General features: G+C 58.9%; 29 protein-coding genes. 14 read left to right on the top strand and 15 right to left on the bottom strand.

Annotated features, from left to right (window positions below):
* Positions 1–54: 54 nt before the first annotated feature.
* The 5 genes from AC1DV6_RS08915 to AC1DV6_RS08935 are packed head-to-tail and all read left to right on the top strand — an operon-like array spanning position 55 to position 2,848.
* A complete protein-coding gene (locus tag AC1DV6_RS08915; RefSeq protein WP_477977096.1) occupies positions 55–432 on the top strand; it encodes a hypothetical protein in 378 nt (125 codons plus the stop codon).
* Between the two features lie 11 nt (positions 433–443).
* Positions 444–1,382: a DMT family transporter gene (locus tag AC1DV6_RS08920; RefSeq protein ID WP_477977097.1), complete on the top strand. Its 939-nt coding sequence runs from the start codon at positions 444–446 to the stop codon at positions 1,380–1,382.
* A gap of 52 nt (positions 1,383–1,434) precedes the next feature.
* Complete coding sequence (locus tag AC1DV6_RS08925; protein ID WP_477977098.1) at positions 1,435–1,773, top strand: ArsR/SmtB family transcription factor; 339 nt, start codon at positions 1,435–1,437, stop codon at positions 1,771–1,773.
* The gene (locus AC1DV6_RS08930; RefSeq protein ID WP_477977099.1) at positions 1,770–2,210 is read left to right on the top strand and encodes an SRPBCC family protein; all 441 of its coding nucleotides are present in this window, start codon (positions 1,770–1,772) and stop codon (positions 2,208–2,210) included. Before AC1DV6_RS08925 ends, AC1DV6_RS08930 begins: the two co-directional genes overlap by 4 nt.
* On the top strand, positions 2,207–2,848 hold the full coding sequence (locus AC1DV6_RS08935; protein WP_477977100.1) for a glutathione S-transferase family protein: 642 nt from the start codon (positions 2,207–2,209) through the stop codon (positions 2,846–2,848). The genes AC1DV6_RS08930 and AC1DV6_RS08935 overlap by 4 nt, the downstream gene beginning before the upstream one ends.
* A gap of 25 nt (positions 2,849–2,873) precedes the next feature.
* Here the strand turns inward: AC1DV6_RS08935 and AC1DV6_RS08940 are convergent, their stop codons facing one another.
* The 5 genes from AC1DV6_RS08940 to AC1DV6_RS08960 form a co-directional block, all read right to left on the bottom strand.
* Positions 2,874–3,392: a hypothetical protein gene (locus tag AC1DV6_RS08940; protein ID WP_477977101.1), complete on the bottom strand. Its 519-nt coding sequence runs from the start codon at positions 3,390–3,392 to the stop codon at positions 2,874–2,876.
* A gap of 84 nt (positions 3,393–3,476) precedes the next feature.
* Complete coding sequence (locus tag AC1DV6_RS08945; protein ID WP_477977102.1) at positions 3,477–4,478, bottom strand: NADP-dependent oxidoreductase; 1,002 nt, start codon at positions 4,476–4,478, stop codon at positions 3,477–3,479.
* Positions 4,475–5,332, bottom strand: coding sequence for an oxidoreductase (locus AC1DV6_RS08950; RefSeq protein ID WP_477977103.1), 858 nt, complete (start codon positions 5,330–5,332; stop codon positions 4,475–4,477). The genes AC1DV6_RS08945 and AC1DV6_RS08950 overlap by 4 nt, the downstream gene beginning before the upstream one ends.
* Before the next feature lie 95 nt (positions 5,333–5,427).
* Positions 5,428–6,033: a TetR/AcrR family transcriptional regulator gene (locus AC1DV6_RS08955; RefSeq protein WP_477977104.1), complete on the bottom strand. Its 606-nt coding sequence runs from the start codon at positions 6,031–6,033 to the stop codon at positions 5,428–5,430.
* Between the two features lie 22 nt (positions 6,034–6,055).
* The gene (locus tag AC1DV6_RS08960; protein ID WP_477977105.1) at positions 6,056–6,850 is read right to left on the bottom strand and encodes a sigma-70 family RNA polymerase sigma factor; all 795 of its coding nucleotides are present in this window, start codon (positions 6,848–6,850) and stop codon (positions 6,056–6,058) included.
* Positions 6,851–6,942: 92 nt separating this feature from the next.
* Here AC1DV6_RS08960 and AC1DV6_RS08965 point away from each other — a divergent pair, with 92 nt between their 5' ends.
* Positions 6,943–7,539 (top strand): ATP-dependent Clp protease proteolytic subunit, encoded by a 597-nt coding sequence (locus AC1DV6_RS08965; RefSeq protein WP_477977106.1) that lies wholly within the window; start codon positions 6,943–6,945, stop codon positions 7,537–7,539.
* 52 nt (positions 7,540–7,591) lie between these two features.
* Here AC1DV6_RS08965 and AC1DV6_RS08970 read toward each other — a convergent pair whose 3' ends face one another.
* From AC1DV6_RS08970 to AC1DV6_RS08980, 3 genes are all read right to left on the bottom strand, one after another.
* Complete coding sequence (locus tag AC1DV6_RS08970) at positions 7,592–8,086, bottom strand: hypothetical protein (RefSeq protein WP_477977107.1); 495 nt, start codon at positions 8,084–8,086, stop codon at positions 7,592–7,594.
* Positions 8,087–8,159: 73 nt separating this feature from the next.
* Complete coding sequence (locus AC1DV6_RS08975) at positions 8,160–8,744, bottom strand: TetR/AcrR family transcriptional regulator (RefSeq protein ID WP_477977108.1); 585 nt, start codon at positions 8,742–8,744, stop codon at positions 8,160–8,162.
* A 93-nt stretch (positions 8,745–8,837) separates the two neighbouring features.
* The gene (locus AC1DV6_RS08980; RefSeq protein WP_477977109.1) at positions 8,838–9,587 is read right to left on the bottom strand and encodes an SDR family oxidoreductase; all 750 of its coding nucleotides are present in this window, start codon (positions 9,585–9,587) and stop codon (positions 8,838–8,840) included.
* A 135-nt stretch (positions 9,588–9,722) separates the two neighbouring features.
* Between AC1DV6_RS08980 and AC1DV6_RS08985 the strand changes: the two genes are divergently transcribed.
* The 5 genes from AC1DV6_RS08985 (at position 9,723) to AC1DV6_RS09005 (ending at position 14,736) form a co-directional block, all read left to right on the top strand.
* On the top strand, positions 9,723–10,640 hold the full coding sequence (locus tag AC1DV6_RS08985; protein ID WP_477977110.1) for a LysR family transcriptional regulator: 918 nt from the start codon (positions 9,723–9,725) through the stop codon (positions 10,638–10,640).
* Positions 10,641–10,655: 15 nt separating this feature from the next.
* The gene (locus tag AC1DV6_RS08990; RefSeq protein ID WP_477977111.1) at positions 10,656–12,206 is read left to right on the top strand and encodes an FAD-dependent monooxygenase; all 1,551 of its coding nucleotides are present in this window, start codon (positions 10,656–10,658) and stop codon (positions 12,204–12,206) included.
* Between the two features lie 110 nt (positions 12,207–12,316).
* Positions 12,317–13,639 carry an HD-GYP domain-containing protein gene (locus AC1DV6_RS08995; protein ID WP_477977112.1) on the top strand — a complete coding sequence of 441 codons (1,323 nt, stop codon included), beginning with the start codon at positions 12,317–12,319 and terminating at the stop codon, positions 13,637–13,639.
* 196 nt (positions 13,640–13,835) lie between these two features.
* Positions 13,836–14,168, top strand: a complete 333-nt coding sequence (locus AC1DV6_RS09000; RefSeq protein ID WP_477977113.1) for a DMT family transporter — start codon at positions 13,836–13,838, stop codon at positions 14,166–14,168.
* Between the two features lie 61 nt (positions 14,169–14,229).
* A complete protein-coding gene (locus tag AC1DV6_RS09005) occupies positions 14,230–14,736 on the top strand; it encodes a hypothetical protein (protein ID WP_477977114.1) in 507 nt (168 codons plus the stop codon).
* 44 nt (positions 14,737–14,780) lie between these two features.
* Here the strand turns inward: AC1DV6_RS09005 and AC1DV6_RS09010 are convergent, their stop codons facing one another.
* The gene (locus AC1DV6_RS09010; RefSeq protein ID WP_477977115.1) at positions 14,781–15,362 is read right to left on the bottom strand and encodes a TetR/AcrR family transcriptional regulator; all 582 of its coding nucleotides are present in this window, start codon (positions 15,360–15,362) and stop codon (positions 14,781–14,783) included.
* Between the two features lie 95 nt (positions 15,363–15,457).
* Between AC1DV6_RS09010 and AC1DV6_RS09015 the strand changes: the two genes are divergently transcribed.
* On the top strand, positions 15,458–16,468 hold the full coding sequence (locus AC1DV6_RS09015) for an alpha/beta fold hydrolase (protein WP_477977116.1): 1,011 nt from the start codon (positions 15,458–15,460) through the stop codon (positions 16,466–16,468).
* Here the strand turns inward: AC1DV6_RS09015 and AC1DV6_RS09020 are convergent.
* From AC1DV6_RS09020 to AC1DV6_RS09030, 3 genes are all read right to left on the bottom strand, one after another.
* Positions 16,457–16,699, bottom strand: coding sequence for a hypothetical protein (locus tag AC1DV6_RS09020; RefSeq protein ID WP_477977117.1), 243 nt, complete (start codon positions 16,697–16,699; stop codon positions 16,457–16,459). The genes AC1DV6_RS09015 and AC1DV6_RS09020 overlap by 12 nt on opposite strands.
* A 151-nt stretch (positions 16,700–16,850) precedes the next feature.
* Positions 16,851–17,396, bottom strand: a complete 546-nt coding sequence (locus AC1DV6_RS09025; protein ID WP_477977118.1) for a universal stress protein — start codon at positions 17,394–17,396, stop codon at positions 16,851–16,853.
* 51 nt (positions 17,397–17,447) lie between these two features.
* A complete protein-coding gene (locus AC1DV6_RS09030; RefSeq protein WP_477977119.1) occupies positions 17,448–18,725 on the bottom strand; it encodes a chloride channel protein in 1,278 nt (425 codons plus the stop codon).
* A gap of 187 nt (positions 18,726–18,912) precedes the next feature.
* On the opposite strand from AC1DV6_RS09030, the gene AC1DV6_RS09035 reads away from it, so the two are divergent.
* Positions 18,913–19,443 carry a MarR family winged helix-turn-helix transcriptional regulator gene (locus tag AC1DV6_RS09035; protein WP_477977120.1) on the top strand — a complete coding sequence of 177 codons (531 nt, stop codon included), beginning with the start codon at positions 18,913–18,915 and terminating at the stop codon, positions 19,441–19,443.
* A gap of 13 nt (positions 19,444–19,456) precedes the next feature.
* Here the strand turns inward: AC1DV6_RS09035 and AC1DV6_RS09040 are convergent, their stop codons facing one another.
* Positions 19,457–20,611, bottom strand: coding sequence for a YbdK family carboxylate-amine ligase (locus tag AC1DV6_RS09040; protein WP_477977121.1), 1,155 nt, complete (start codon positions 20,609–20,611; stop codon positions 19,457–19,459).
* 356 nt (positions 20,612–20,967) lie between these two features.
* On the opposite strand from AC1DV6_RS09040, the gene AC1DV6_RS09045 reads away from it, so the two are divergent.
* Positions 20,968–21,447 carry a hypothetical protein gene (locus tag AC1DV6_RS09045; protein WP_477977122.1) on the top strand — a complete coding sequence of 160 codons (480 nt, stop codon included), beginning with the start codon at positions 20,968–20,970 and terminating at the stop codon, positions 21,445–21,447.
* Positions 21,448–21,642: 195 nt separating this feature from the next.
* Here the strand turns inward: AC1DV6_RS09045 and AC1DV6_RS09050 are convergent, their stop codons facing one another.
* Positions 21,643–22,380, bottom strand: a complete 738-nt coding sequence (locus tag AC1DV6_RS09050) for an ArsR/SmtB family transcription factor (protein ID WP_477977123.1) — start codon at positions 22,378–22,380, stop codon at positions 21,643–21,645.
* Positions 22,377–22,724 carry an NIPSNAP family protein gene (locus tag AC1DV6_RS09055; protein ID WP_477977124.1) on the bottom strand — a complete coding sequence of 116 codons (348 nt, stop codon included), beginning with the start codon at positions 22,722–22,724 and terminating at the stop codon, positions 22,377–22,379. The genes AC1DV6_RS09050 and AC1DV6_RS09055 overlap by 4 nt, the downstream gene beginning before the upstream one ends.
* Positions 22,725–22,960: the final 236 nt, after the last annotated feature.

Consider the following 22,960-nt stretch of genomic DNA (forward strand, 5'->3'; position numbering starts at 1 on the left):
ACAAAACCTCACGGAGTTTCATGGACGGTCGGAAGTCTGAATGAATGAGACCGGATGGTATCCCAATACAAGGGGGTTCGAAGGCTTGTCTATGCAAGTGAAAAGGGTAAATCGCACCAGAAACAATGTTCTGCGGCTGTGGGTATCGCTTCAGTGCGGGGCTTGCACTTCGGCCAGCTTCGCAAAAGCGCAGAGAATGGCGTTTTAGACAATGAGGTCCTTGTGAATCAATCTGTTGCCCATGCCGAACTCATCGCCGCTTTCAAGAGAGCAGAGGCAGATGCCGCGCACAAGTTCGGAATCATCAAAACGGTTGCAAACAAGGGACCCAAAGCCATTGCGGTGGCAGTCGAAGTTGCGGCAAAGGCCGCCAAGCGCAGGGATTCGTTTGCGAAGAAGCTGGCCGACCTGGGGGTTGACCTCAAGGATTGAGCCGGACGGTAATGAACGCTTCCAACACCCCTCACCACGCCTCTTCACTCCAAGCCCTTGCGCTCGCAGCTGCGTGCTCGGCCGGCTTTCTCTGGGGAACCGGCGCATTGGTTGTGAACATACTGATTGCCAAACACGGCTTCACGCCCGAGAACATCTCGTTCTGGCGGTTCAGTGTTGGCGCTTTGGTGTTGCTCGCGGTGTTTGGCCGAAAGATAAGCTGGCAACAGTTGCGCCCGTTGCTGACCACGGTGGTCGCCGCCGGCGCTGCAATGGCGGGCTATGTCTTGCTGTGGTTCCTCGGCATTGAGCGCATCGGCGCGGCCATCCCCACGCTGATCGCCCTGTGTCTGCCGCCTGTTCTGGTCACCATTGTTGCGGTGGTGCGCGGGCAGGAACAACTGGATACCTACCTTGTTGCCGTCCTCACCGCGGCGCTGGTGGGCACCGTCCTGATCGTGTCGCGCCATGGCGGTGGATCGGGAGCCGAATCCGGCGCGGCAGACCAGCACAACCTGCTGATGGGCGTTGCCTACGCGATCGGATCTGCGCTGCTCTATGCGGGCTTTACGTTGATCAGCGGCCGCCTGTCCAAGAGCCTGGGCGCAGGGCAGGCCACTACCTGCCTCACCGTCGTTGCTGCCCTGGTGATGGGCCTCTCCGCCATCTACAGGCCGCTGCATTGGCCCAACGGCGTTCCGCCGCAGGCCTGGTTTCTGTATCTCGGCGTGGTGACCGCAGCGCTCGCGCTGTTGGCATTCAGCTGGGGCGCTGCGCGGCTGAGCCCTACCGCCTTGACGGTTGCCACGCTGGTGGAGCCACTCACCGCTGTGGTGCTGGCGGCGCTCTTTCTGGGGGAACAGTTGAGCGGTCTGCAGTGGCTCGGTGGTGGGCTTCTGTTACTGAGCATTTGGGGCCTTGGCCGCAGGGCAGGGGTTGCGGCTCACTAGCAAATAGACCGCAGGGTTGACTTCGTCAGCCACATGGTTGATACTTCGCTACATGGTGAAGTATAAATCTATAAACATCAATCGCACGTTCGCAGCGCTTGCCGACCCTACGCGGCGCGAAGTCTTGTTGCGGTTGATGGAAAAGCCCGGGCTGTCGGTGAGCGCGCTTGCTCAGCCTTTTTCGCAAAAGCTTCCCGGCATGATGAAACACCTCGATGTGTTGTCGGATGCGGGATTGATTACGCGGGAAAAGGCCGGTCGCACCGTGTCCGTTTACCCCTCCGTCGCGCCGATGCAGGAGGCCATGGAGTGGCTGCACCGGTATGAAAGCCTGTGGACGGCCAGCCTGGACCGGCTGGTTGCGATGCTGGAAGAGGAAGCCAAACCATGATCAACCAACTCCCAAGCCTGACCATGGTGCGCACGATCAAGACCACGCCCGCCAAGGTGTACGCCGCGCTTACCGACCCCAAACTGATGCTGCGTTGGTGGGGGCCGGATGCCGGGCCAACGCTGCGTGCCGAAGCCGACGTGCGCCCGGGCGGCCGGTTCAGCGTCGTATTCCGTTTGCTGGACGGCAATGAGTACAACCCCACCGGTGTCTACCGCGAAGTGGTGCCTGAGAAAAAGCTGGTGTTCACCTGGGAGTGGACAGGCATGCCCGAGCGCGAATCGCTGGTGACGTTTCTGCTCAAGCCGTTTGACGGCGGCACTGAATTGACATTGATCCACGAACAGCTTCCGGACGAAGGCGCGCGCGCTAGCCATCAGCAGGGCTGGAGCGGCTGGTTCGACAAGCTGCAAATTTTCCTGAGGAGCCCCGAATGAACGAACTGATTCTCACCACCTACGACTGGGTTCCCGCCTCTCCGCGGGGCTTTGTGCGTGACATACGCGTGCGCTGGGCGCTGGAAGAAGCGGGCTTGCCATACCGCGTCGAGAGCACGCCATTTAAGGATCGAGGTAATGCACATTTCTCGCACCAGCCATTTGGCCAGGTGCCCTGGTTGACCGACGGCGACATATCGATCTTTGAGAGCGGCGCGATCCTGCTGCATCTGGGCGAGCTCAGCGAGAAGCTGATGCCTACCGACCCGCGCGGTCGCAACGCTGTAATCGAATGGCTGTTCGGGGCGCTCAACTCGGTCGAGATGGCGAGCCTGCCCTGGTCCCTCATGAACTTCACGGGCCAGGCCCATGACAGTTCGGCGTGGAAGCTATTCGACGATTTCCTTATGGTGTCTCGCCTCAAACATCTGGAGCAGGTGTTGGCAGAACGTGAGTGGTTGTCCGGGGAGTTTTCAGTTGCCGACATCCTGATGGCGGATGTGCTGCGCCTTGTCGATCGGTTCGAGGGGTTGGCAAAGTTTCCCGCTTGCCATGCTTATGTGGTTCGCGCCACGGCCCGCCCGGCCTTTGTAAAGGCACACGCAGACCAGATGGCGCATTTTGCGGCGGCAGACTGAGCTGTTCCGCTTCGATTACGCCAGATCAATAGGGGGTGTAAGAAGCCGTGGGTATCGGCAAGTCATCGTCCATATACAGCTCGTACTCGTTCCAGCCATCCTTGCCGAAATGCGCGTCGCATTGGTCTGCAATGTCTTCAAATGAGGTGAACTCCACACAGAACATCATGGTGCAGAAGACCTGGCGGTAGACGCGCCCCTGGTCATCTTCATGCTCACCCGCCGGGTCGTACACATGCTGGCAGCAATGCACCCACACGTACTGCCCATCGAGCTCATCTTCCGTCTCTTGCAGAAACCGCGTTTCCGCTTCGTTCACGATGGCAGCCCAGTCCCTGTGAAGCCTGAAGGTTTGCCCATGGCGTGGATGGGCGGGGTCCAGCTCCAGATCGACGGTTTGCCACTTGCTCGAGATTTGATCGGCCACCTCCCGAAGTTCCGCCTGGGAGATGTCGCCTTCCCAATAGACATCGGTTATGTGGTTGGACTTACCAAACTCGCCATCCCAAAGGCTGGCTTTGTGCTTCATCGCGTCAGGACGCATAGGTGTTCTCCGTGGTTGCCCGCAAAATGTACAACACAACACTACTTACACATCGCGGGCACTCAGAGGCGATTTGCCGGCGACTCACTTGACCTTGATAACGACCTTGCCCTTTGCGCGGCCTGCTTCGACGTAGGCCAGGGCCTCGTTGGTCGACTCGAACGGGAAGACCTTGTCCACCACGGGGCGTATGGCCCCGGCGTCGATCAGTCGGGTGATCTCGCGAAGTTGGCTGCCGCTGGCTTTCATGAACAGGAACGAATATGCAACGCCCAGGCCGCGCGCCTTGCGTCGCACGCCAGAGCTCAGCAGTCGAATGACCAGTTTCACGAACCCGGGCACCGCGATTGCCTTCGCAAATTCGGGATCGGGTGGCCCGGAGATGGAAATCAGCTTTCCACCGCCCTGGAGTACCCCAAGAGACTTTGCCAGGGTCTTGCCGTCCTGGCTGTTCAGCACCACGTCGTAGCCTTGCAAAACGTCTGCGAAGTCCTGTGTCTTGTAGTCAACGACTACGTCTGCGCCCAGGCTCTTCACAAGCGCGACGTTGGTCGTGCCCGTCGTTGTGGCCACAGAAGCGCCCAGGTGCTTGGCCAATTGAATCGCGAAGCTGCCCACGCCGCCGGAGCCCGCCTGAATGAAGACCTTTTGGCCCCTTTTCAGTTGGGCTTTTTCAACCAGCGCCTGCCAGGCCGTCAGTCCCACCAGCGGGATGGACGCGGCTTCTTCCATCGTCAGGCTTTTGGGTTTGAGCGCAAGCGACGCCTCTTTGACCGGAACGAACTTGGCGAACGTGCCGATCCGAAAGTCATCGACGCGTGCATAGACCTCATCGCCAACTTTGAAGTTGCGTACGCGCGATCCCACCTTGACCACGACGCCCGCGGCGTCGTGTCCCAGAATGATTGGCAGTCGATAGGGCAGGATGAGTTTGAACTCACCGGTCTTGATCTTGCTGTCCAGCAGATTCACGCCAGCCGCGTGTACCTCGACCAGGACTTCGTCATCGCGCAGTTCCGGCGTCGGCATCTCTGCCAACCGCAACGTGCCCTGCTTTGCGTAGCGCTCTAAAACAAATGCTTTCATGATGTTTGCCCCACATGTGCCACGTCCAGTCGCAAATCTTTGCGAATCCCGGCATCCACCATGCCAGCAGGTGCGAATCTGCGCAATAGTCGCAGGCGGTTTGCGAGCCCACCTGCGGTGTAGCGGAGTTTGGGGTGAGTGGCATTGGCAGCTTTCAGCACGACATCCGCCACGACGCCCGGAAGATCCGCAGTAGCCATTACTTCCTTCACGCGCTCTCCCACGGCGTCACGAGCTTCGCGATACGCCTCGAGCTTGGCGTCGGGTTCCAAAAAATTCGCGTCGAATGGTGTCTTGGTATACGCAGGCTCGATGACCGAGACCCGGATACCCCAAGTGCGCAGCTCGTGGTCCAGCGATTCGGAATAGCCTTCGATCGCATGTTTGGTCGCGGCATACAGTGCCCCGTACGGCATTGGCAAAAAGCCCAGCACCGAGCCGATGTTGATGATGCGTCCCGAGCCTTGCCCGCGCATGTGCGGCGCAACGGCGCGGGTCATGCGCAAGATGCCAAAGAAATTCGTGTCAAAAATGGCCTTGGCTTGTTCGATGGAGCTCTCTTCTGCACCTGCGGGCGCGACTCCGAAACCGGCGTTGTTGACGAGCAAATCAATGTGCCCCTCGCGTCGTATGAGCTCCTGAACAGCGGCATCGACGGATGCGTCGCTGGTCACGTCGAGGGACAGTATCTCGAACGCGCGCCCGCCCGCGCCACCTCCACGTCGGCTCGTGCCGTAAACCGTATAGCCGGCCTTCGCCAACAGCTCCGCAGTGGCCTGACCGATGCCCGATGAGGCGCCTGTCACGAGGGCAACTTTGCCCCGTTTTCCGTTGCCTTTGTTGTTTGTATTCATCACGTTTCTCCTTCAGTGTTAGGTGGTGTTAAGGTATTTGGTATGACATACGTCATATTAAAAATCGAACGAATGTGATGGGTTAAAAAATAGATTTAGTGAACGGCGGGGTTCAGGTGCTTGCGCGAAGCGTCAAGCAGGCTATCCGCGAGCTCGGGCTCATCGACCGCGCGGGCCAGCAGCAAGGCGCCGACCATGGTGGAGATGGTGACAAGGGCGCGCTGATGGGCGCCGGGCTGGCCCCAGTCCGGCGACTGGCGGGCGATCAGGTCGACCATGGCCTTGATATGCCGCGTCGCCACCCGGCGCACTTCGGGTGCTTGCCGCGGCGTTTCAGAACCCAGCGCTGCCAATGGGCAACCTACCTCTGCATCCTCCAGGTGGGCTTGGGAAAGGTAGGTGGAAAGCATGTATTCCAGCGCCTTGTCAGGCGGCACTTTTGCAACAGCTTCTGTGGCGGCGGTTGCAGACTCCAAGCATGCCCGTCCCGCAGCTTCGGCCAACATGGCTTCGCGCGACGCAAAGTGGGCATAAAAGGCGCCATGCGTGAGGCCCGCCTCTTTCATGATGTCGGCAACACCCGTGCCACCGTAGCCGCTGCGGCGAATCGCGCGCGCGGCCACCGACACGATGCGCTCATGGGAGGCATCTTTGGCTTCGGCTCTGGCGTTGATCTTTTTTATTGGCATGATGTGTATCATACCATATTCATCTGGCCTGTAGTTACGCCAGCGCAGTCTCGCAGTTGCAATCTGGCCGCACACCCAGCGGCACCACGCAGAGCCTGACGCCGTCCAGCGTCAGCACCAGACCCAGCTGACCGCCTACCTGGATGACGCCACAGGTGGCGCCTTGGTGCGCTGGCCTGGCTTCGACAAGCTCAGCCCGAACGGAACAGGCGTTTGTGGAGATCGCAGTAACAGGCGGCTGGCGCAGCATGGCCCACAGTACTTTCGGGATGCGTAGTTGCAGTGACTGCAGGTACAGGCGGAAAACGGTTTCCTCCATTGGCTCCCGTTCGGTCCCTGGCGCGCCGCCCGCTTGCCGCAACCGAAGCAGTGCGCGTCGTAGCTGCTGTCTGCTGCTGGCTTCGGTCTTGCCACTGGCCTCTGCAATCTCGGCATGGCCCGCCTCGAAAACCTCATGCAACAACAGGGCCGCGCCATCTTCTGGCGTCAGGTGGGCTGCGAGCAGGCGCAAGGCGAGGGTGGCTTCTTGCGCCAAAGCGGCATCCATCTCTGCCGAGGGCGAAGTCCGCTCTTCGTCGTCAGCATTCGTTTCTGCCAACCACTGTTGCATCCAGTGGCGTCGACGCAGCCGGTCAATCGCCAGATTGCGCACCACGGTGAGTAGCCAGGCCTGGGTGGAGTTGAGCTGCAGCGCATCGGCTTCCAGCGCGCGGACATAGGCGTCCTGCACGGCGTCTTCGGCGTCCGCCGTGCCCAGCAGGCGGGAGGCCGCGCGCACCAGGTGGCGGCGGTCAGAGTCGATCAGGTTCAGGCTGCGTTCGTCAAGCATCGGCGCAGCATGCCACAAACTTTTTACACGCGCGGTGTCACGAAAGTAGCGTCTCGTTCGTCATGGCAGTTCAACAACCAGGACTTCATACGATGGAAACCCCCAACGCCTCCCCACCATCCAGCGCCACCGAGCCACGCACCTCCTATCTGGAGGAAAAGGCCTTCAAATCCCGCACCCTGCTGGTCTTCGGCACCGTCAACGATGTGATGGCCGCCGACGTAACGCGTCGCCTGATCGCGCTGGACGCTGAAAGTGCCGAGCCGATTGACATTCTGGTCAGCTCGCCAGGCGGCCATCTGGAGTCTGGTGACGCCATCCACGACATCGTGCGCTTCATTGCCGCGCCGGTAAACATGATCGGCACTGGCTGGGTCGGCAGCGCCGCCACACACCTGTATTTGTCCGTGCCCCGCGAGCGGCGCTACTGCACACCCAACACGCGCTTCCTGATCCACCAGCCCAGCGGCGGCGCAGGTGGCATGGCCAGCGACATCGCCATCCAGGCCCGCGAAATGGTCAAGGCCCGCGAACGCATCGCCCGCACCATCGCGCGCGAGACTGGCAAGCCGCTGGACGTGGTGTTGGTCGATATCGAGCGCGACCATTGGCTGTCGGCCGAGGAGGCGGTCGAATACGGCCTGGTGTCACGCATCATTGAGCACAAGACCGAACTCAGAGGGGCTTGAGACTGCTATAAAAACAGAAGCTGCTTACGCAAGTTCTATGCGGACTGCAGGCCTATTTTGCTTGCGACCGCGTGCGAATCGTCCAGGCCTGGAACGCGAATCCCGCGAGGAAGATGACGACCCACGCCAGCAGCGTGCTCTGCACCAGCGGAGATTCCGGCCCGCTGGCCAAAGGCTGTCCGGCGGGCAGGCGGGTCAGCGTCTCATTGATGCCCGGCACCAGCGTCAGGAAGAAGCTGAACGACAGGCCAAAGGTCGCCAGGTAAGGCCGCGCCCGCCCCAAGAACGACAAGCGGGGTATGAGCAAGCTGCCAGAGACTGCGAGCAACGCCAGGATGCCCAGGGCGTGCCCGGGGTTGAAGCCGCCGGTGCTGGACAGCCCGAACGAAGTCAGCACCGCGACCAGCAATCCGCCCAGGTAGACCTTGCCCGCACGCGTGGCCGGTTGGATCGTGCCGTAGTGCGCAAAGCTGTAGAGACCGGCGACCACCGGAACCAGGCTGATGGCGGTGTGGACGATGCCCAGAATTGAAAGAGGGTGTGGCATGGCAAAGCTTCCTATCTATTAGTTGGTAGATTGATGGATGAAAAAAGGGAATGTGGAACCAGCTGTTGAATGCTTACTGCGTAGCCAGCCGGCGCAGGAGCGGCTGAACGATGCGGGAGAACATCGCTGGATCTCCATAGGCGCGCGCCGACAGCATCGCGCCGTGCACGGTGGCCATGAAGGTTTTGGCCTCGTCTTCGGGCGTTGCTTGCAGGAAGAAGGCCTTTTGCGCAGCCCCGCGGGTCAACACGGAGGTAAGCCAGGTACCCAATTCTGAAAAATGACCGCGCACTTCATCCGCCACCTCAACAGGAATGGCGGGCAGCTCCGCAGCCAGCATGGCGCAGACGCAGAAGGGCAAGCTGCCCTCATGAATACAGGCCGACCAATAGTCCGTGTACGCCTGCAATTGCGCCGTCGGGTCGGACACCTGCTGCTCCAGCGCGGCCACACCGGCCCGCGTTTCCTCGCGGTACCGCACCAGCACCACACGCACCAGCTCCGCCTTGCTGGCAAAGTGGTGGTGAATGCTGGGCTTGCTGATGTTCACTGCCGCAGAAACGTCGGCATAGCTGAACCCGTTGTACCCCCCGGCGGCCAGCAGCGAACGCGCGCAAGCGACTATCTCGGCAGCTTTGGGGGAAAGTTCAGTGTCCATGGCGGGTAGTCTACCAACTAGTAGGTTTGTGTGTCAAGTGTTTCTCGAAAATGACGCAACGCCACGGGGTTGGTCTGCACGGCCCATGCATCCTCACATCTGGCTCATGCCGCCATCGGCAATGATCTCGGTGCCGACGATGAAGCCGGATTCCTTGGACACCAGATGCAGCACCGTGGCGGCGATTTCTTCGGGTGTACCGAAGCGGCCTAGTGGGATCTGCGTCTGAATGCCGGCAGCCATCGCCTGCAATTGGTCAGGTGCCAGGCCCAGCTTGCCATACAACGGCGTGGTCACCGGGCCGGGGCTCACGACATTCACGCGCACGCCCTGGGGCAACAGCTCGGCCGACAAAGTCTTGGCCAGCGAAATCAGCGCGGCCTTGCTGGCGGCGTAGACACTGGAATTGGGCATGCCGATGTGGGCGTTGATCGAACCGTTCAGCACGATAGCTCCGCCGCGCGTCATCAGCGCCGCCAGGCGTTGGATCAGGAAGTAGGGGCCTTTGACATTGGTGTCAAAGCTGCTGTCCCACAGCGCTTCGTCGATCTGCGCCAGCGGGCCGAACTTGGCGACGCCAGCGTTGATGAAGACGCCGTCGATCACGCCCATCTGCGATTGCAGCGTTGCGACCAGCGCAGCCTGTGCCGACACATCGCCAGCCTCGCTGACCAGGGCCAGCGCGTCCGGGCCCAGCTCGGCTTTCACGCGGGCCAGGCCTTCGGCGTCACGGCCGGTGATCGCCACGCGCGCGCCTTCGCGGGCAAAGGCGATGGCGGCTGCGGCGCCGATGCCACTGCTGCCACCGGTGACCAAAATATTCTTTCCTTCAAAGCGGTTCATGGTATTTCCTTCAGTTGTTTCGTTGATGTCTTACGGGGTTTTCAACCCCACTGCAGGGCTGATGAAGCAAGTGTCGGGCGATTGACTCGGCTACAGACGCCATGATTTCGATGAACTCGTGCGAAAATATCGAATATGTTGAGTCTGGAAGATTTACAGCTGCTAGAAGCGGTGCGCGCCACCGGCAGTCTGTCGCGTGCGGCGGAGCGCCTGGGCAAGGCCGCGTCCACCGTGTCTTACGCCGCGCGCCAGCTCGAAGAGCGGCTGGATGCGCTGCTGTTCGACCGCGCCGGTTACCGCATCGCGCTCACGCCCGCCGGTCTGCTGCTGGTCGAGCAGGGCGCGCAGTTGCACGCGCAGGCCCGGCGCCTGACCGAGCGCGTCAAGCAGGTGGCGCGCGGCTGGGAGTCCGAGCTGCGCATCGTGACCGACGAGCTGGCGAACATCGAGGCGCTGCTCCCGCTGGTGGCCGATTTCGATGCGCTGAACAGCGGTGTGCGCCTGCGCTTTGCCCACGAAGTGCTGGGCGGCACCTGGGAGGCACTGCTCGACCAGCGCGCCGACTTGGTGGTCGCCGCCACCAACGAGCCACCGGCGATGGCGCATCTGCAATGGTTTGAGTTGACACAACTGGAATGGGTCTTCGCCGTATCGCCGCGGCACCCGCTGGCGCGCGCAGCGAAGAAGGGGCAGCCATTGTCGACGGAGGCGATTGCCGAGCACCGCTCGGTCGTGGTGGCCGACACCTCGCGCTTGGCTATCGCCCGCAGCTACGGCGTGCAGACGCACCAGGAGCGCCTCGCCATGCCCAGCATGCGCGCGAAGATCGCCGCTCAGGTGGCGGGCCTGGGTGTGGGTTGGTTGCCGCTGGAGAAAGTGCGGCAGCATTTGAAGAAGGGCACACTGGTGGCGCTGGAAACGCAAGACCCGCGTGAGCCCAATCTGCTGTTCGTCGGCTGGCATTCGCACCGCGCCGGGCCCGCGTTGCAGTGGTGGGTGGAAAAGCTGCGCGACCCGCGGCTGGTGCCGCCGCTGCTGCACCAGAACCCTTGAAGAGAAGGAGAGCTGATGACAGGCGAATCCACCCCCACCGACGTATTCATTGTCGGAGCAGGCCCCACCGGCCTCGTCCTGGCTCTGTGGCTGACGCACCAAGGTGTTTCGGTGCGCATCGTCGACAAGACCGCCGCCCCCGGAACCACCTCGCGCGCGATGGCGGTCCAGGCGCGCACGCTGGAGTTCTACACACAGGTCGGTCTGGCGGACACGGTGGTCGCAGCTGGAATGCAGAACCCTGCCTTCAACATCTGGGCGGGCGGCAAAAGGAGGGCGCGGATTGCGTTGGCGGCGGCGGGCGCTCAAATCTCGCCCTATCCCTACGTCCTCGTTCATCCGCAAGACCGCCACGAGCAAACCCTCATCGAAGCGCTGCGCAAGCGCGGGGTGGAGGTTGAGCGTGAGACAGAAGTCGTTGGCTTCGAAGAGAAGGGCGACATCGTCGAAGTCCGCGTCAAACGCGCAAATGTCGGCGAAGGCAGCGAGTCCATCTGCCGCGCGCGCTACTTGGCCGGTTGTGATGGCGCGCGCTCTGTCGTGCGGCACGCGCTTGGCGCCACGTTCGAAGGCGGAACCTATCCGCAAGTCTTCTATGTCGCGGACATCAAGACCGCCAGCCCGACGCCCTTGGGCGAGATCCATATCTCCCTCGAAGTCGCCGACTTCGTCCTCTTGATGAGCTACGACGACCAGGGGCGTGCCCGCCTGATCGGGGCGGTGCGCGGCGAGCGTGCAGAGCGCGCCGACGCCGGGGAGCTGACGTTTGATGATGTGGGCAAAGAGGCGATCCAAGGCATGGGCATCCAGATCGAAGAGGTCAACTGGTTCTCCACTTACCGAGTGCACCACCGTGTCACCAACACCTACCGGCGCGGGCGCGCGTTCCTGCTGGGTGACGCCGCGCATGTGCACAGCCCCGCGGGCGGCCAGGGCATGAACACGGGCATTGGTGACTCCGTCAACCTCGCCTGGAAGCTCGCCGCCGTCATCAAAGGAACGGCGCCAGACTCGCTGCTGGATTCCTACGAGTTCGAGCGCAAAGCCTTTGCCGAATTGCTCGTCGCCACCACCGACCGCGTGTTCACCGCCGTGACTTCCGACAGCAAACTGGCCGGTTTGGTCCGCCACCATATCGCTCCGGTCGTCGCGCCCCTTGCGTTCAAGTTCGACGCGGTGCGCGAGGAAATGTTCGAGATCGTCTCGCAAACCCGCGTCAACTACCGCGGCAGCCCCTTGAGCGCAGGGTCCGTTGGCGAGATCCACGCGGGCGACCGCATGCCCTGGGTGCGCGTCGGTAGCTCCGACAACTTCGAGCCACTCAAGGCGATGAGTTGGCAGGTCCATGTCTATGGCGAAGCCCCCGCGGTCGTGTCTGCCTGGTGCCAGAAGAGTGGCGTGCCGCTGCACGCTTTTGAATGGCACGACGAATTCGAAAAGGCTGGTTTTGAGCGCGGAGCTGTCTATCTGGTCCGCCCAGATATGCACGTCGCTATGGCGGATTCGTCTGGCCAAGCGGCTGGCCTGTCCGCCTACTTTGAGGCGCGCGGCATCTCGGTGGCGTGATCCATTGACATATTAATCGCACAGCCACAATATGTGATTCCGAACCAAATTGGTCTTCCTGGGTTCGGTAGCGTTTCAAAGTCCGGTTAGTCGCGAGCACTTAGGTACCCATGGCCGATTCTGAAGATATTTACACCGAGCCCGACCATTTCACCCGGGCCATTACAGAGCTCGGCAACAAGCGTCCGGTGGTAACGACGTCAGCCATCTTCAACGAAAGCGGCGTGAAGATTGCCGAGAAGGGCGTCGCCATTAATTCTGGGATGTACGAAAGACTGATGCAGCACAAGCTGTCTCAGCCTATCGAAAACTCGGTGTCAAGTGTTCCAACGGTCAACGCAGAAATCCTGAAAGAGACCGCAGAAGATCTGATTCGGCATATTCCGTTCTTTGGGCGGTTGGCCCATGAGCCAGGCATGCGGGCCGCGCTACTGGATGCGGTTACGCATATTCCCTTGCCGCCTCCGATTGCCTTTCAGACGACATTGAGCTACGAGCTGCGGCACGAAGGGTTTGTGCACTCGGTACAGGCGGCGCTGATTGCCGCATGGCTGGCCAAGACGCCCACTTCATTGCGCTTTGATGTAGGCATGGCGGCCACTGCGGCCCTGCTGCATGACCTGGGCATGTTGCACCTGGACCCGATACTCATGCAGCCGGAAAAAAGCTTGAGCAGATCCCAGCGTCGCCAGCTCTATACGCACTCACTGATCTCGACCGTATTGCTCAAACGCCACCATGAATACACCAAGGAAGTGATACGGGCGGTGGAAGAGCACCATGAATATCTCAACGGTTCCGGTTACCCGCGCAATTTGGCCGGCGATGCTATCAGTCCGTTGGGCCGCATTCTGGGGCTGGCTGAGGTGGTTTCCGCCATGTTTGGGTCTGATCGGGTCGCCCCGGAAATGCGCCTTTCGGTGCTGTTGCGCATGAACAAACACCGGTATGACGCCAGACTGGTTGATCGGATCATGCAATTGCTCAGGCCCGAGCAAGATGCCGTGCAAGCGATGGAGCTGGTGCTTGATGACCCCGTGAAGCGCTTGTATGACATCGAAGAGGCCATCGCGCAATGGCCAAGAAAACTCATCGAAATGCCAGGGCTGTCCGCCGAAAGGTTGCATGGGCTCAACGAGCTCTCAAGACAGATTTTGCAACTGCAACGGACGCTAGCGACGGTTGGGATCGCCAGGGAGCAATTGCTCCAGATTGGCGATGTCGATATTGACTACACCCTGAAGGTAGAACTCTCCATGCTTGCGTTGGAAGCTGCATGGCAGTTGCGTGCCATGGCAAGGCAAGCCCGCCGACGGTGGCGAGCGGGTCACGATGGCGTCTATCCCAATGAATTGCAGAAATGGCTGGACAAGGTAGATGCAATGGTCACCGAGAGCGACGCACAACTGGACGTAGACGAACTCGGCGCGTAATTGGACCGAGGCATTTCGGTGACCCGATTCATCGCTTGGCGCTTGCTATAAAAACAGAAGCTGCTTACGCACGTTCTATGCGGTTTTCAGGCCAATTTGACTCCTAAACCCCAGTGAAACTTCTTTGAAGCGGCTGTTCTTTTCACAGCCAAACCCGTAGACTGCGCGGCTCGTTCACACCTGCGTGGGAAACAATATGAAGCATTGGTTGTACTTGGGAATCGCAATTGCTGCAGAGGTGGTTGCCACGTCATCGCTCAAGGCCAGTGACGGCTTTACCAAACTGGTTCCTTCCATCATTGTTATGACGGGCTACGCTGTCGCGTTTTACTTCCTGTCGCTGACACTCAAGACCATGCAAGTGGGTGTCGCCTATGCCGTCTGGTCGGGGCTGGGCGTCGTGCTGGTGGCCGCCATCGCCTGGATCCTCTACGGGCAAGAGCTGGACCTGCCCGCCGTTATTGGCATGGCGCTGATCGTGTCGGGTGTCCTTGTTATGAACGTGTTCTCAAAGACAGTTGCGCACTGATATTCGCGGCTGCACCTGAACTACTGACCCACCGGTCAAGTTGACGCGCAGGCTGCGCGGCTTGCAAACGTATCGCCTGTTTAGTGAGCCAGATCGGCTGAATCTACAGTTCATCGGAACGCGCTGGCGCGCCGCCACCCTAAAAAATACATTGCGTTTGCCCGCAGCCACTGAACCCACGCTGGGGTTCAGTACCGCTCGGGACAACTCAATCTTTCAAAGGGATCTTATGAAACCAATCCTCACTCTGATTTCCGTCTCCATTGCATTGGCCGCGGCCACAGCGGCGCAAGCGCAGCAAGTTGCAGGCGTACATCAGCAGGCCAGCCCTTTCAAGATGGCATATGACGAGGTGCGTGAATTTCAAGGGCAATACGCTTTGGAAAATGGAAAGACGTTAACGGTGTCGCGCAGAGGGCAGCGGTTGTTCGCTGACGTTATTGGCGACGCCGATGTGGAACTCGTCGCAATTTCGCAAGGCGTGTTCGTTACCAAAGATGGCAAGACGCAGGTGAAATTCCAGCAGGCGGCCAATGGCAATGTGTTTGGTGTGCAGGTGCGCCTTTGAACATCTAAGCGCGTTGACCGAAGGCAGCAGCCCGCCCCTGCGGGCTAACCACTTCTGGGACCAAGACCTTTGGCACTCACATCCGCCAGCGCCTTGAACACCGCGGGTGTGCGTTCCAGTCTTGCAACCGTTCGTGCACCTTCAAGGGCAGCAGTCAACGCAGTTGCGGTGGAGGCGGCGCGTTTGGGAGTAAATCCACATCCCCGGAAATGCTCCACTGCGATGCTGGTGGACTCAACAAATCCGCGCGCTATCCGTTCGGTTAACTCGGCGTCCAGCCCGGCCAGCTCATTCGCCAGGTTTTGCATCAGACACCCGTACTGGAAGTCCGAAGCGACCATGTCTGCTGCGGCCGCGCTACAAAGCTGTTTGACAAAGGCCAAGGCGTCGCCTTTCGTCTTCTCGGAGATCTGACGAATCGACGTCGCTCTGTTAGCAACATAGCGATCGATCGTTTCCTCAGCAAGCTGCGTTTTGCCGCGCGGGAAGTGAAAGTAGAAAGATCCTTTCGGGGAGCCGCTCTCTTCCAGAATTTGCGTCAATCCGGTCGCAGCGTAGCCCTGCATCCGAAACAATTTCTCGGCAGCGTCAATCGCGCGAACGCGGGAGTCAGTGATGCGTGGCATATGGGTGTCATTTTACGCTACCGCTTGACTTTACTAGGGTGATCGCCATAATATGGTGATCACCCTAGTAAAACCAGTTTCACCGGAGAGCCACTATGACCATCAATCGGCGCAACGCCATATTTTTAGGAGCCGCCATGTTTGTTCGCACTGCTTACGGGGAAACTTCAAGCGAAGCCATTTGGCACAACAAAATCCCCCCCTTGTTGAGTGAACCTGCCGTTGATATCGACAAGGACCCCAACCTTCTGCACAAGTACGCGGACAACGCGGAAACGAAAATCCACTATGTCACGATGGGGTCCAACACGAACCCGCTGATGGTGTTTGTGCACGGCTTCCCCGATTTTTGGTATTCGTGGCGAAATCAGATTCAGACGTTCTCAAAAGACCACCAGGTGGTCGCAGTTGATCTGCGTGGCTACAACCTGAGTGGTCGGCCAGAAGGTGTCGACAACTACAAGTTTGCGGTTCTGCTGGATGACATCCGGGCAGTGATCGGCGCAGAGAGCAACGGGCGCAAGGTCATCCTGGTTGGACACGACTGGGGCGCCGCCTTGTCGTGGCTCTTTACCGGGCAAAACCCGGACCTTGTCGAGAAACTTGTCGTTCTCAGCGTCCCGCATCCCGGCGCCATCAAGAAGGAATTCCTCCCGTGGAACCATCCACTCGCACAGCTTGATGCCAGCGCCTACGCCACGCGCTTCTTAGCCCAAGGCAAAGGCGACAACTTAACGCCGCAAGACTTGGCCTATTGGGTTTTGGACCCGCGGGCCAAAAGCAGATATGTCGAGGCCTTCACAAAATCCTCCCTCCCATCCCTGATGAACTATTACAAAGCCAACTACGCCTTGTCTCAGGTTGCGCTCAGCTTTTTCGATTCAAGCATGAAGAAGATTTACAGCGCCCCAATCAAATGCCCGGTTTTGCATTTGCATGGAAGCGAGGAGCACCACGCTTTGGTTAGCACCATGGATTTGGAAAAATCATGGATGGAATCTCCCGGCAATCTCACCGTCAAAATAATCCCCGGAGTTGGCCATTTCATTCAACATGAAGTTCCCGACTACTTGGACAAGACGATTACATCTTGGTTAAAGACATAGCTTGCGGTGGGGCGTTGCCAAGGCGGCATTTCTTGCGCTTGCGAGCCGCTGGGAAATATCGGCAGAGATTTCCTCAAGTCCCAATGTCAGGTGGTCAATTACGCATTCGATCAAATTCATGTCGATATCAGTTTCGAAACGCTGCGGATGAAGCGGGCTCTTGACTTGATCTGTCCGATCCACTTCCGAACCCGTCTCGGCGAAAGATGCTATGCGCACTAAAGCAGTCATTGAAAGTTCCAGAGCGCGCTTGGCTCGTCGTCAATTAATAAAGATATTGAAAATTACATTTGAACCAATATAATTACATATGTCAATGCACTGTTACCTTAGTGCTTGGCATTTAAAGTGAGTTGATTTGGAGCCCTTCGGGGCTCCCTTTTTATTCTTTTGCCTGTCGCCCGCGGCGTTCCAAAAGCTCCCGCCGCTTGCGCCTGGCCCGCATTGAAACGCGCGCTCGGCGATCCATATCCGCGCCTGTCCCTGTGTCTCGGCACACCAGTACAGGAATGGTTGCGCGCGAGATCAATCCAGGAACGATGTTTCCGCTCAGCAGCCGGAAAAGGGCATTTGTTCCCTCAGTCCCCACCACAATCAAGTCGCAATGCTGATGTTCCGCTGCATCAACAACGTACCTCGCACTGTCAGAGTCAGAACCCACTGATTTGAAACTATGGACACCCAAGGACTCCGCCAGGTCGCAAGCCGCTTTGAGCATAGTGGCGGCATGATTCTTTGCTTCTTTCTCAAAGACTTCAGGCGATGGGTTGTTAGCCGAGGTGATATCCAGACTCGTGAAAAAGTAGGTTGGCAGAACATATAAGAAATGGATGTCTGCGCGATGCACCTGAGCAAGGCCTATCGCCTGCCGGATCGCGTACTGAGTAACAGTGCGGTCATCAACCACCACAAGTATCTTTCTATACATCTCGCTCTCAAATTTCTAAGGGACGACTATGTCTAATCGGATGAAAGGCGGCTATTCCTTGGGGCTCTGAGCAGGGCTACCACTGCGCAGCAATTGAAGCGAAGCCAAGGACGAATACAAAGGCGCGCTAATGAGCTTGGACACGCCGCTACCCACCATTGCGGTAGCCATCAGACTCAAAACGAGCGCGTGCCCGTCCACCATTTCCATAACAATGATGAATGCGGTGAGTGGCGCTTGCGTTACCGCAGCAAGAAATCCTGCCATGCCCAAGGCGATAAGCGTGGGTGCGTTGGCATAGGAGGTCAATTGCGCTATGTCATTGCCCAATGCGCCACCAATGGCCAGTGAGGGGGCAAAAACACCTGCTGGCACACCGGCCCACGTCGATATCCAGGTTGCCGAAAATTTCAGTAATACATACAGCGACGAGGTGTCGTTGCTGTTTTCCAGCATGGCGCGGTTATGTGCGTAGCCGCTTCCGTAGGTTTGCCCATTGCTTGCGATGCCCAAGATCGCAACCGCCAAACCACAGGCTGCAGCAAAGATGATTGGAAAGTTACGCCGGACCTTGGTAAACCAGTCTGCAGAGTTACCGGATAGCGACACGATAAGCAATCTGGAAAAAAGCCCACCTGCGATTCCAGAGCACAGCGCCACCAGAATCGCGGGAAAAATCAGGCCGCTGCCAAATCCCGCCACGCGAATCACGCCAAAGTAGCTGGCATTGCCGTAGGCCGAGACGCCTATCAGGCCGGCCATCACAATGGCGACGAGCACCAGGCTGTTGCTCCGTTGCTCAGATCGATTGGACAGCTCTTCAATGGCAAACATGACGCCACCCAGCGGAGTGTTGAATGCAGCAGCGATGCCCGCCGCCCCTCCGGCGATGAGCAAGCTGTGGTCGGAAATCCCGGAGCGTTTGGGCATCCACCGTCTGGCATGGTGCATCACGCCTGCTGCAATCTGCACTGATGGCCCTTCGCGCCCAATGGACAGGCCAGCGAGCAGGCCCCACGCCGTAAGCAGGATTTTGGCGATGGACAATTTCAACGAAACATAGAGCTTGCGCGCGCCTCCCGCAACCTGTGGCTCCAGCGCGGCCATGACCTGGGGAATTCCTGAGCCAGAAGCGCCCGGAGCGAATCGCCGTGTCACCCAGACAATGGCTGCGGTTGAGAATGGCATCCAGATCAAAGGACCCCACCAATAGTTCCTTTGAAATGAAAAGAACTGCACCAATGCGAAGTCAGCTAACCAGGTGAAGGCCACTACGGTGAGGCCCGCCAGCGCCGCAAAGCCGATGACCACGCCCCGGCCCGTCCACATATGCCAATCGGAGAGTTCTCTCTTGAACGCAGTTGGGATATGGGGGTGGGGGCGCATTCTTGATGGGAGTTCTGTTGACGACTGCAAACGGCTGCGAGAATTATACATTTATGCAAATGTAATTAGCCTCATCCCTTTGCCACAGATGGGAGGTAAAGCCGGTACGACGCTGAACTCGCCATAGCCGTTGACCGGTATCATCTGGCGCTTGAACGCTACCAGTGCGAAAGTCATGAAATCTGCTATTTCCCCCGAGGAAGTCGTCACTCCGGCGAAAGTCTTGCGCCGTTTTCGGGTGGTATTCAATGCCGTACGAACCCATTTCCGACAGATGGAAAAACAAGTTGGTTTAGGTGGTGCCCAAGTCTGGGCTCTTGGCGTCATCAAGGCCAACCCAGGCATTGGCATGGGCGACATCGCTTCCCAAATGGACATCCACCAGTCCACCGCCAGCAATTTGGTCAAAACGCTTTTGCACAAAGAACTCATCAGTCTGGAGAAGGCGCCTGAAGACCGCCGCAATGTCCGCCTGAAGATATTGCCTGCTGGAAGTCGCTTGCTCAAGAAAGTATCCGGGCCATTTGAAGGCGTACTGCCGATGGCGCTTGCAAGCTTGAACAATGCCACCCTGGTACGGCTGGACGATGATCTGGCAGAACTGATTGCAGTGCTCAATGTCGACGATGAGGCCGAGGAAACTCCGCTGGCAAACCTTTGACGCGCGGCCACCTCTACACCGTCTCTCTTGAGATAGGCGTTAGAAGCAGGCCGCTCAAGGTATTGGAATAGTGGGCCAAAAGAACATCAGGCGCTTGTCGATACGGCGCCTGTGAGTCAAGCCAGGCATCGCGCATGACCTGGCTGTCCTGCTCATGCAGGATCAGTTTTCGCAATGACTGTATGTGGCGTAAGTCAGAGCCCCACCCCTTCGAAGAGGCAATCGCATCACATAGCTGCTCAAACATCTCGGTCGCTGGCAACCACGATTGCGAGAATGGGTCGAACAAGTCCGCATTCATTCCATCGCGACAGGCCAGGAAGCGACTTACCCGATCGGAGGTGCAATCTGGCTGCGCTTCAGGCAAGGCCAGCGTCCCGTTCAAAACCAGTGTGGCGCATGCGCGCGTAAACGCTGCCAGTGCAACCGCCTTGTGGACCGAAAGCGGCGTGTCAAAAACGCGCACCTCGATGGTCCCAAACTCCGGCTTGGGTCGCACGTCCCAGTACACATCCTTCAGGGAATTCGCGAGGCCGGTTGAGAATATCTCGTCAGCGGTCCTCTCAAAATGTGCCCAATCCTTCAGCCGCGGCATCGGCCCTCCGTGGGGATAGATCAGCGGCTCAAGCGGGCGTGAGGCACAAAACCCGGTGTCGGCCATCTGCAAGAAAGGCGATGCAGCAGACAGCGCGATGAAAAGCGGGGTCAAGGCCTGCAATGCGTTTCCCAGGAGCAGGGCATTGGCGGTAGACGAAGCCCCAATGTGCACGTGCATGCCGTAGGTAGAGAATCGCTTCGGCAGGAATCCGAATCGCTCGGTTAGCTCCTGGGCACGGGGAGTCGGTGCGATGACGCGCTCATTCCAGAACTGCGTCAGCTGCGTGCCGCCGCCGCGTATGACCAGATTCCTGGGGCGTGCCAATTCCGTCAACGTCTTTGCAAGTTCCAATGCCTCAAACAGCATTTCGTCGGCATCACTGTGCACAGAAGTGTTCAATTCAATCGTCGATAGCGTCGCTTCAAGGGAGAATCTGTCGGCGTTGCTTAGATGCCTTAGCTCTTCCCATATCTCCGCACTGGAAGGCGAGAGCCGCCCACTCTGGCTGCTCACAATCTGCAGCTCCAGTTCCATCCCGAAAGTGAGATCGTCGGATTTGGCAAAGTTCATACTTTCGTCTCCAAAGTTGATGTGACGTTGAAGTCACGCACACCGGTGCTCGAATGACGAGCCCCCAGACCCAAGGTGTGCAAGTGAGAGACTGCGTCCTTTCATTCCAAGCCAACTCCTTGCACAACAAGAAACATTTTGAAACATTATATTTGCACAAATGTATGTGATCAAAATGCTGGTGATAGGGGACTCTCAAGGACGAATGCGGAGAAAGCTATGGGGTCTGTTCGCTAGCGCGCGCTTAGCTGTTCGTGCTGAGCAAGTTGTGTGTCAACGAGATAGTCGCGCGTTGCGTTGTAGAGCGGATCACCAAACATTTGTTTGATGACACCATGTTTACTCAAAGGACTTTTATGAATAAGTTACTCGCCGCTCTGATCACTACTTTGGTTGCTGGCGCTGCTTTCGCACAAGTCCCAGCCCCAGCCACTCCCGCTGTGGCGAAGGCAGAAGTCAAAGCCGACAAGGCGGTCGCCGCTGCGGTGAAAAGCGAAGCCAAGGTTGACGCCAAGGCCGACGCCAAAGTTGAGAAGGCAGAAGTCAAAGCCACTGAAGAAAAAACCAAGGCTATGACAAAGTCCGCGGACGTCAAAACCAAGGCCAAAGCCAAGGTTGCCAAGGCCGACTCTGAAGACAAAGCCAAGGTCACAGCCAAAGCTGAAAAGACCATTGCCAACGCTGATGCAAAGTCTGACAAGACTGCCATCAAGGCCGACGCCAAGGTGGACACCGTGAAGGCCAACGCCGCTGCCGACAAGGCTGTTGCCAAAGTTGAAACCAACGCAGTCAAGGCAGAAGCCAAGGCCGATGTGAAAGCAGCTGGTAGCAAGTAATCGGCAAAACAGGCTTGCAGGTCAGGCCTGCAAACTCTCAACAAAATGGACAGGTCTTGACCTGTCCATTTTCATTTCCAGAACTACTGACGCATTGCTTGGCGGTTGCTATTAAAAGAGAAGCTGCTTACGCACGTTCTATGCGCCTCGCAGGCCAATTTGACTCCTAAAAATCATTCAAAACGCCTTTGAGCATCAAAGCGCATTGACCGAAGGCAACAGGCCTGCCAAGTGCTTGCGCCCAAGCGGCGTGACCTCCAGCGCGCGTTCGCCGTCATGGCGGCGCAGCCAGCCTTGTTGCAGGCAATGCGCCAGCAGCGCCTTGGGCAGCTTGCCCGCCATGTGGTCACGGCGCTCGGACCAATCGAGGCAGCGGTAGGCCACGCGGGTGGGGGCGGACGGCTTGGCCTGGTCCATGCCGTCCACCGCAAAGCCCAGCGTACTCAGAGAGGCCTTGCCCTGGGCGGTGAGCAGGTAGCCATCGCTGATGGGCGCGAGCCACTCTTTGGACAACAGCTGCGAAAACAGCTCCACGCCCAGTTGCCCCGCCAGGTGCCCGTAGCAGCAGCGGGCAAAGCGCAGCCGCTGGCGCGTGGGGTTGGCCCAGGCGGCGGTGTGGGTGCGGCGCTCGGCGATCAGCGCCACCGCCTCCAGCGCGTGGGCCACCTCGTCGTCGGCAAGCCGGTAGTAGCGGTGCCGCCCGCGTTGCTCGCACACCAGCAGCTCTGCCGCCATCAGCTTGCCCAAATGCCCACTGGCCGTGGCGGGTGTGACAGACGCGGCCCGCGCCAGCTCGCCCGCGCTGGCGTAGTCGCCCGCCAGCAGGTAGCTGAGCATGCGCGCACGCGTGGCGTCGGCAATCACCGCGGCAACGCTGGCCAGCTTGGGCTCGTAAGGTGTAGCTGACGGCGCAGCCGATGGAGCGGATTTCATGCGGCTTCAATATAGCCGGTGGGTGCCTGCAGGTAGCTGGCGGGCACCGGCTGGGGGAAGCTGCGCTCTTCCTTCAGGATGAAACGCTCCTGCTGCGCAAACGCAAAGTTGGCAGCAGCCTCCGCGTCTTCACGCAAGCGCTGGCGGTAGGCCTCATACGCCGCCAGGCTGTAGAAAGAGATCAGCCCCCACGCCTCGTAGTTGCTGCCCTCGTGCGGCACAAAGTAGCCCAGCAAATGCCCGCCCAGGCGGGGGATGATGCGAGCCCAGTTTTCAGCATAAGCCGTGAACTGGTCTTTCTTGAACGGGTCGATTTCGTAGCGGATGAAACAGGTGATGGTCATGAAGGCTCCTCTGGCTGGTGATGGGAGGAGTCTCTAGGACGAATGCGGGGAATGCTTTGGTGGGTGACGAAATGATCGGGAAGCTGTTTATGGAACTACGCTGTAAAAGCCCCAGAAACTTGATGTTCTAGCTACTCGTTTGATGCGACTAGCAGGAATTGAATCAGCGGGGATTGGGCTGTAGCCGGAAAAGTTGAGAAAATTCAATATAAATCAATGGCTTACGGGCGCTCGCA

The organism is Rhodoferax sp. P2_H8_2, assembly GCF_056403235.1.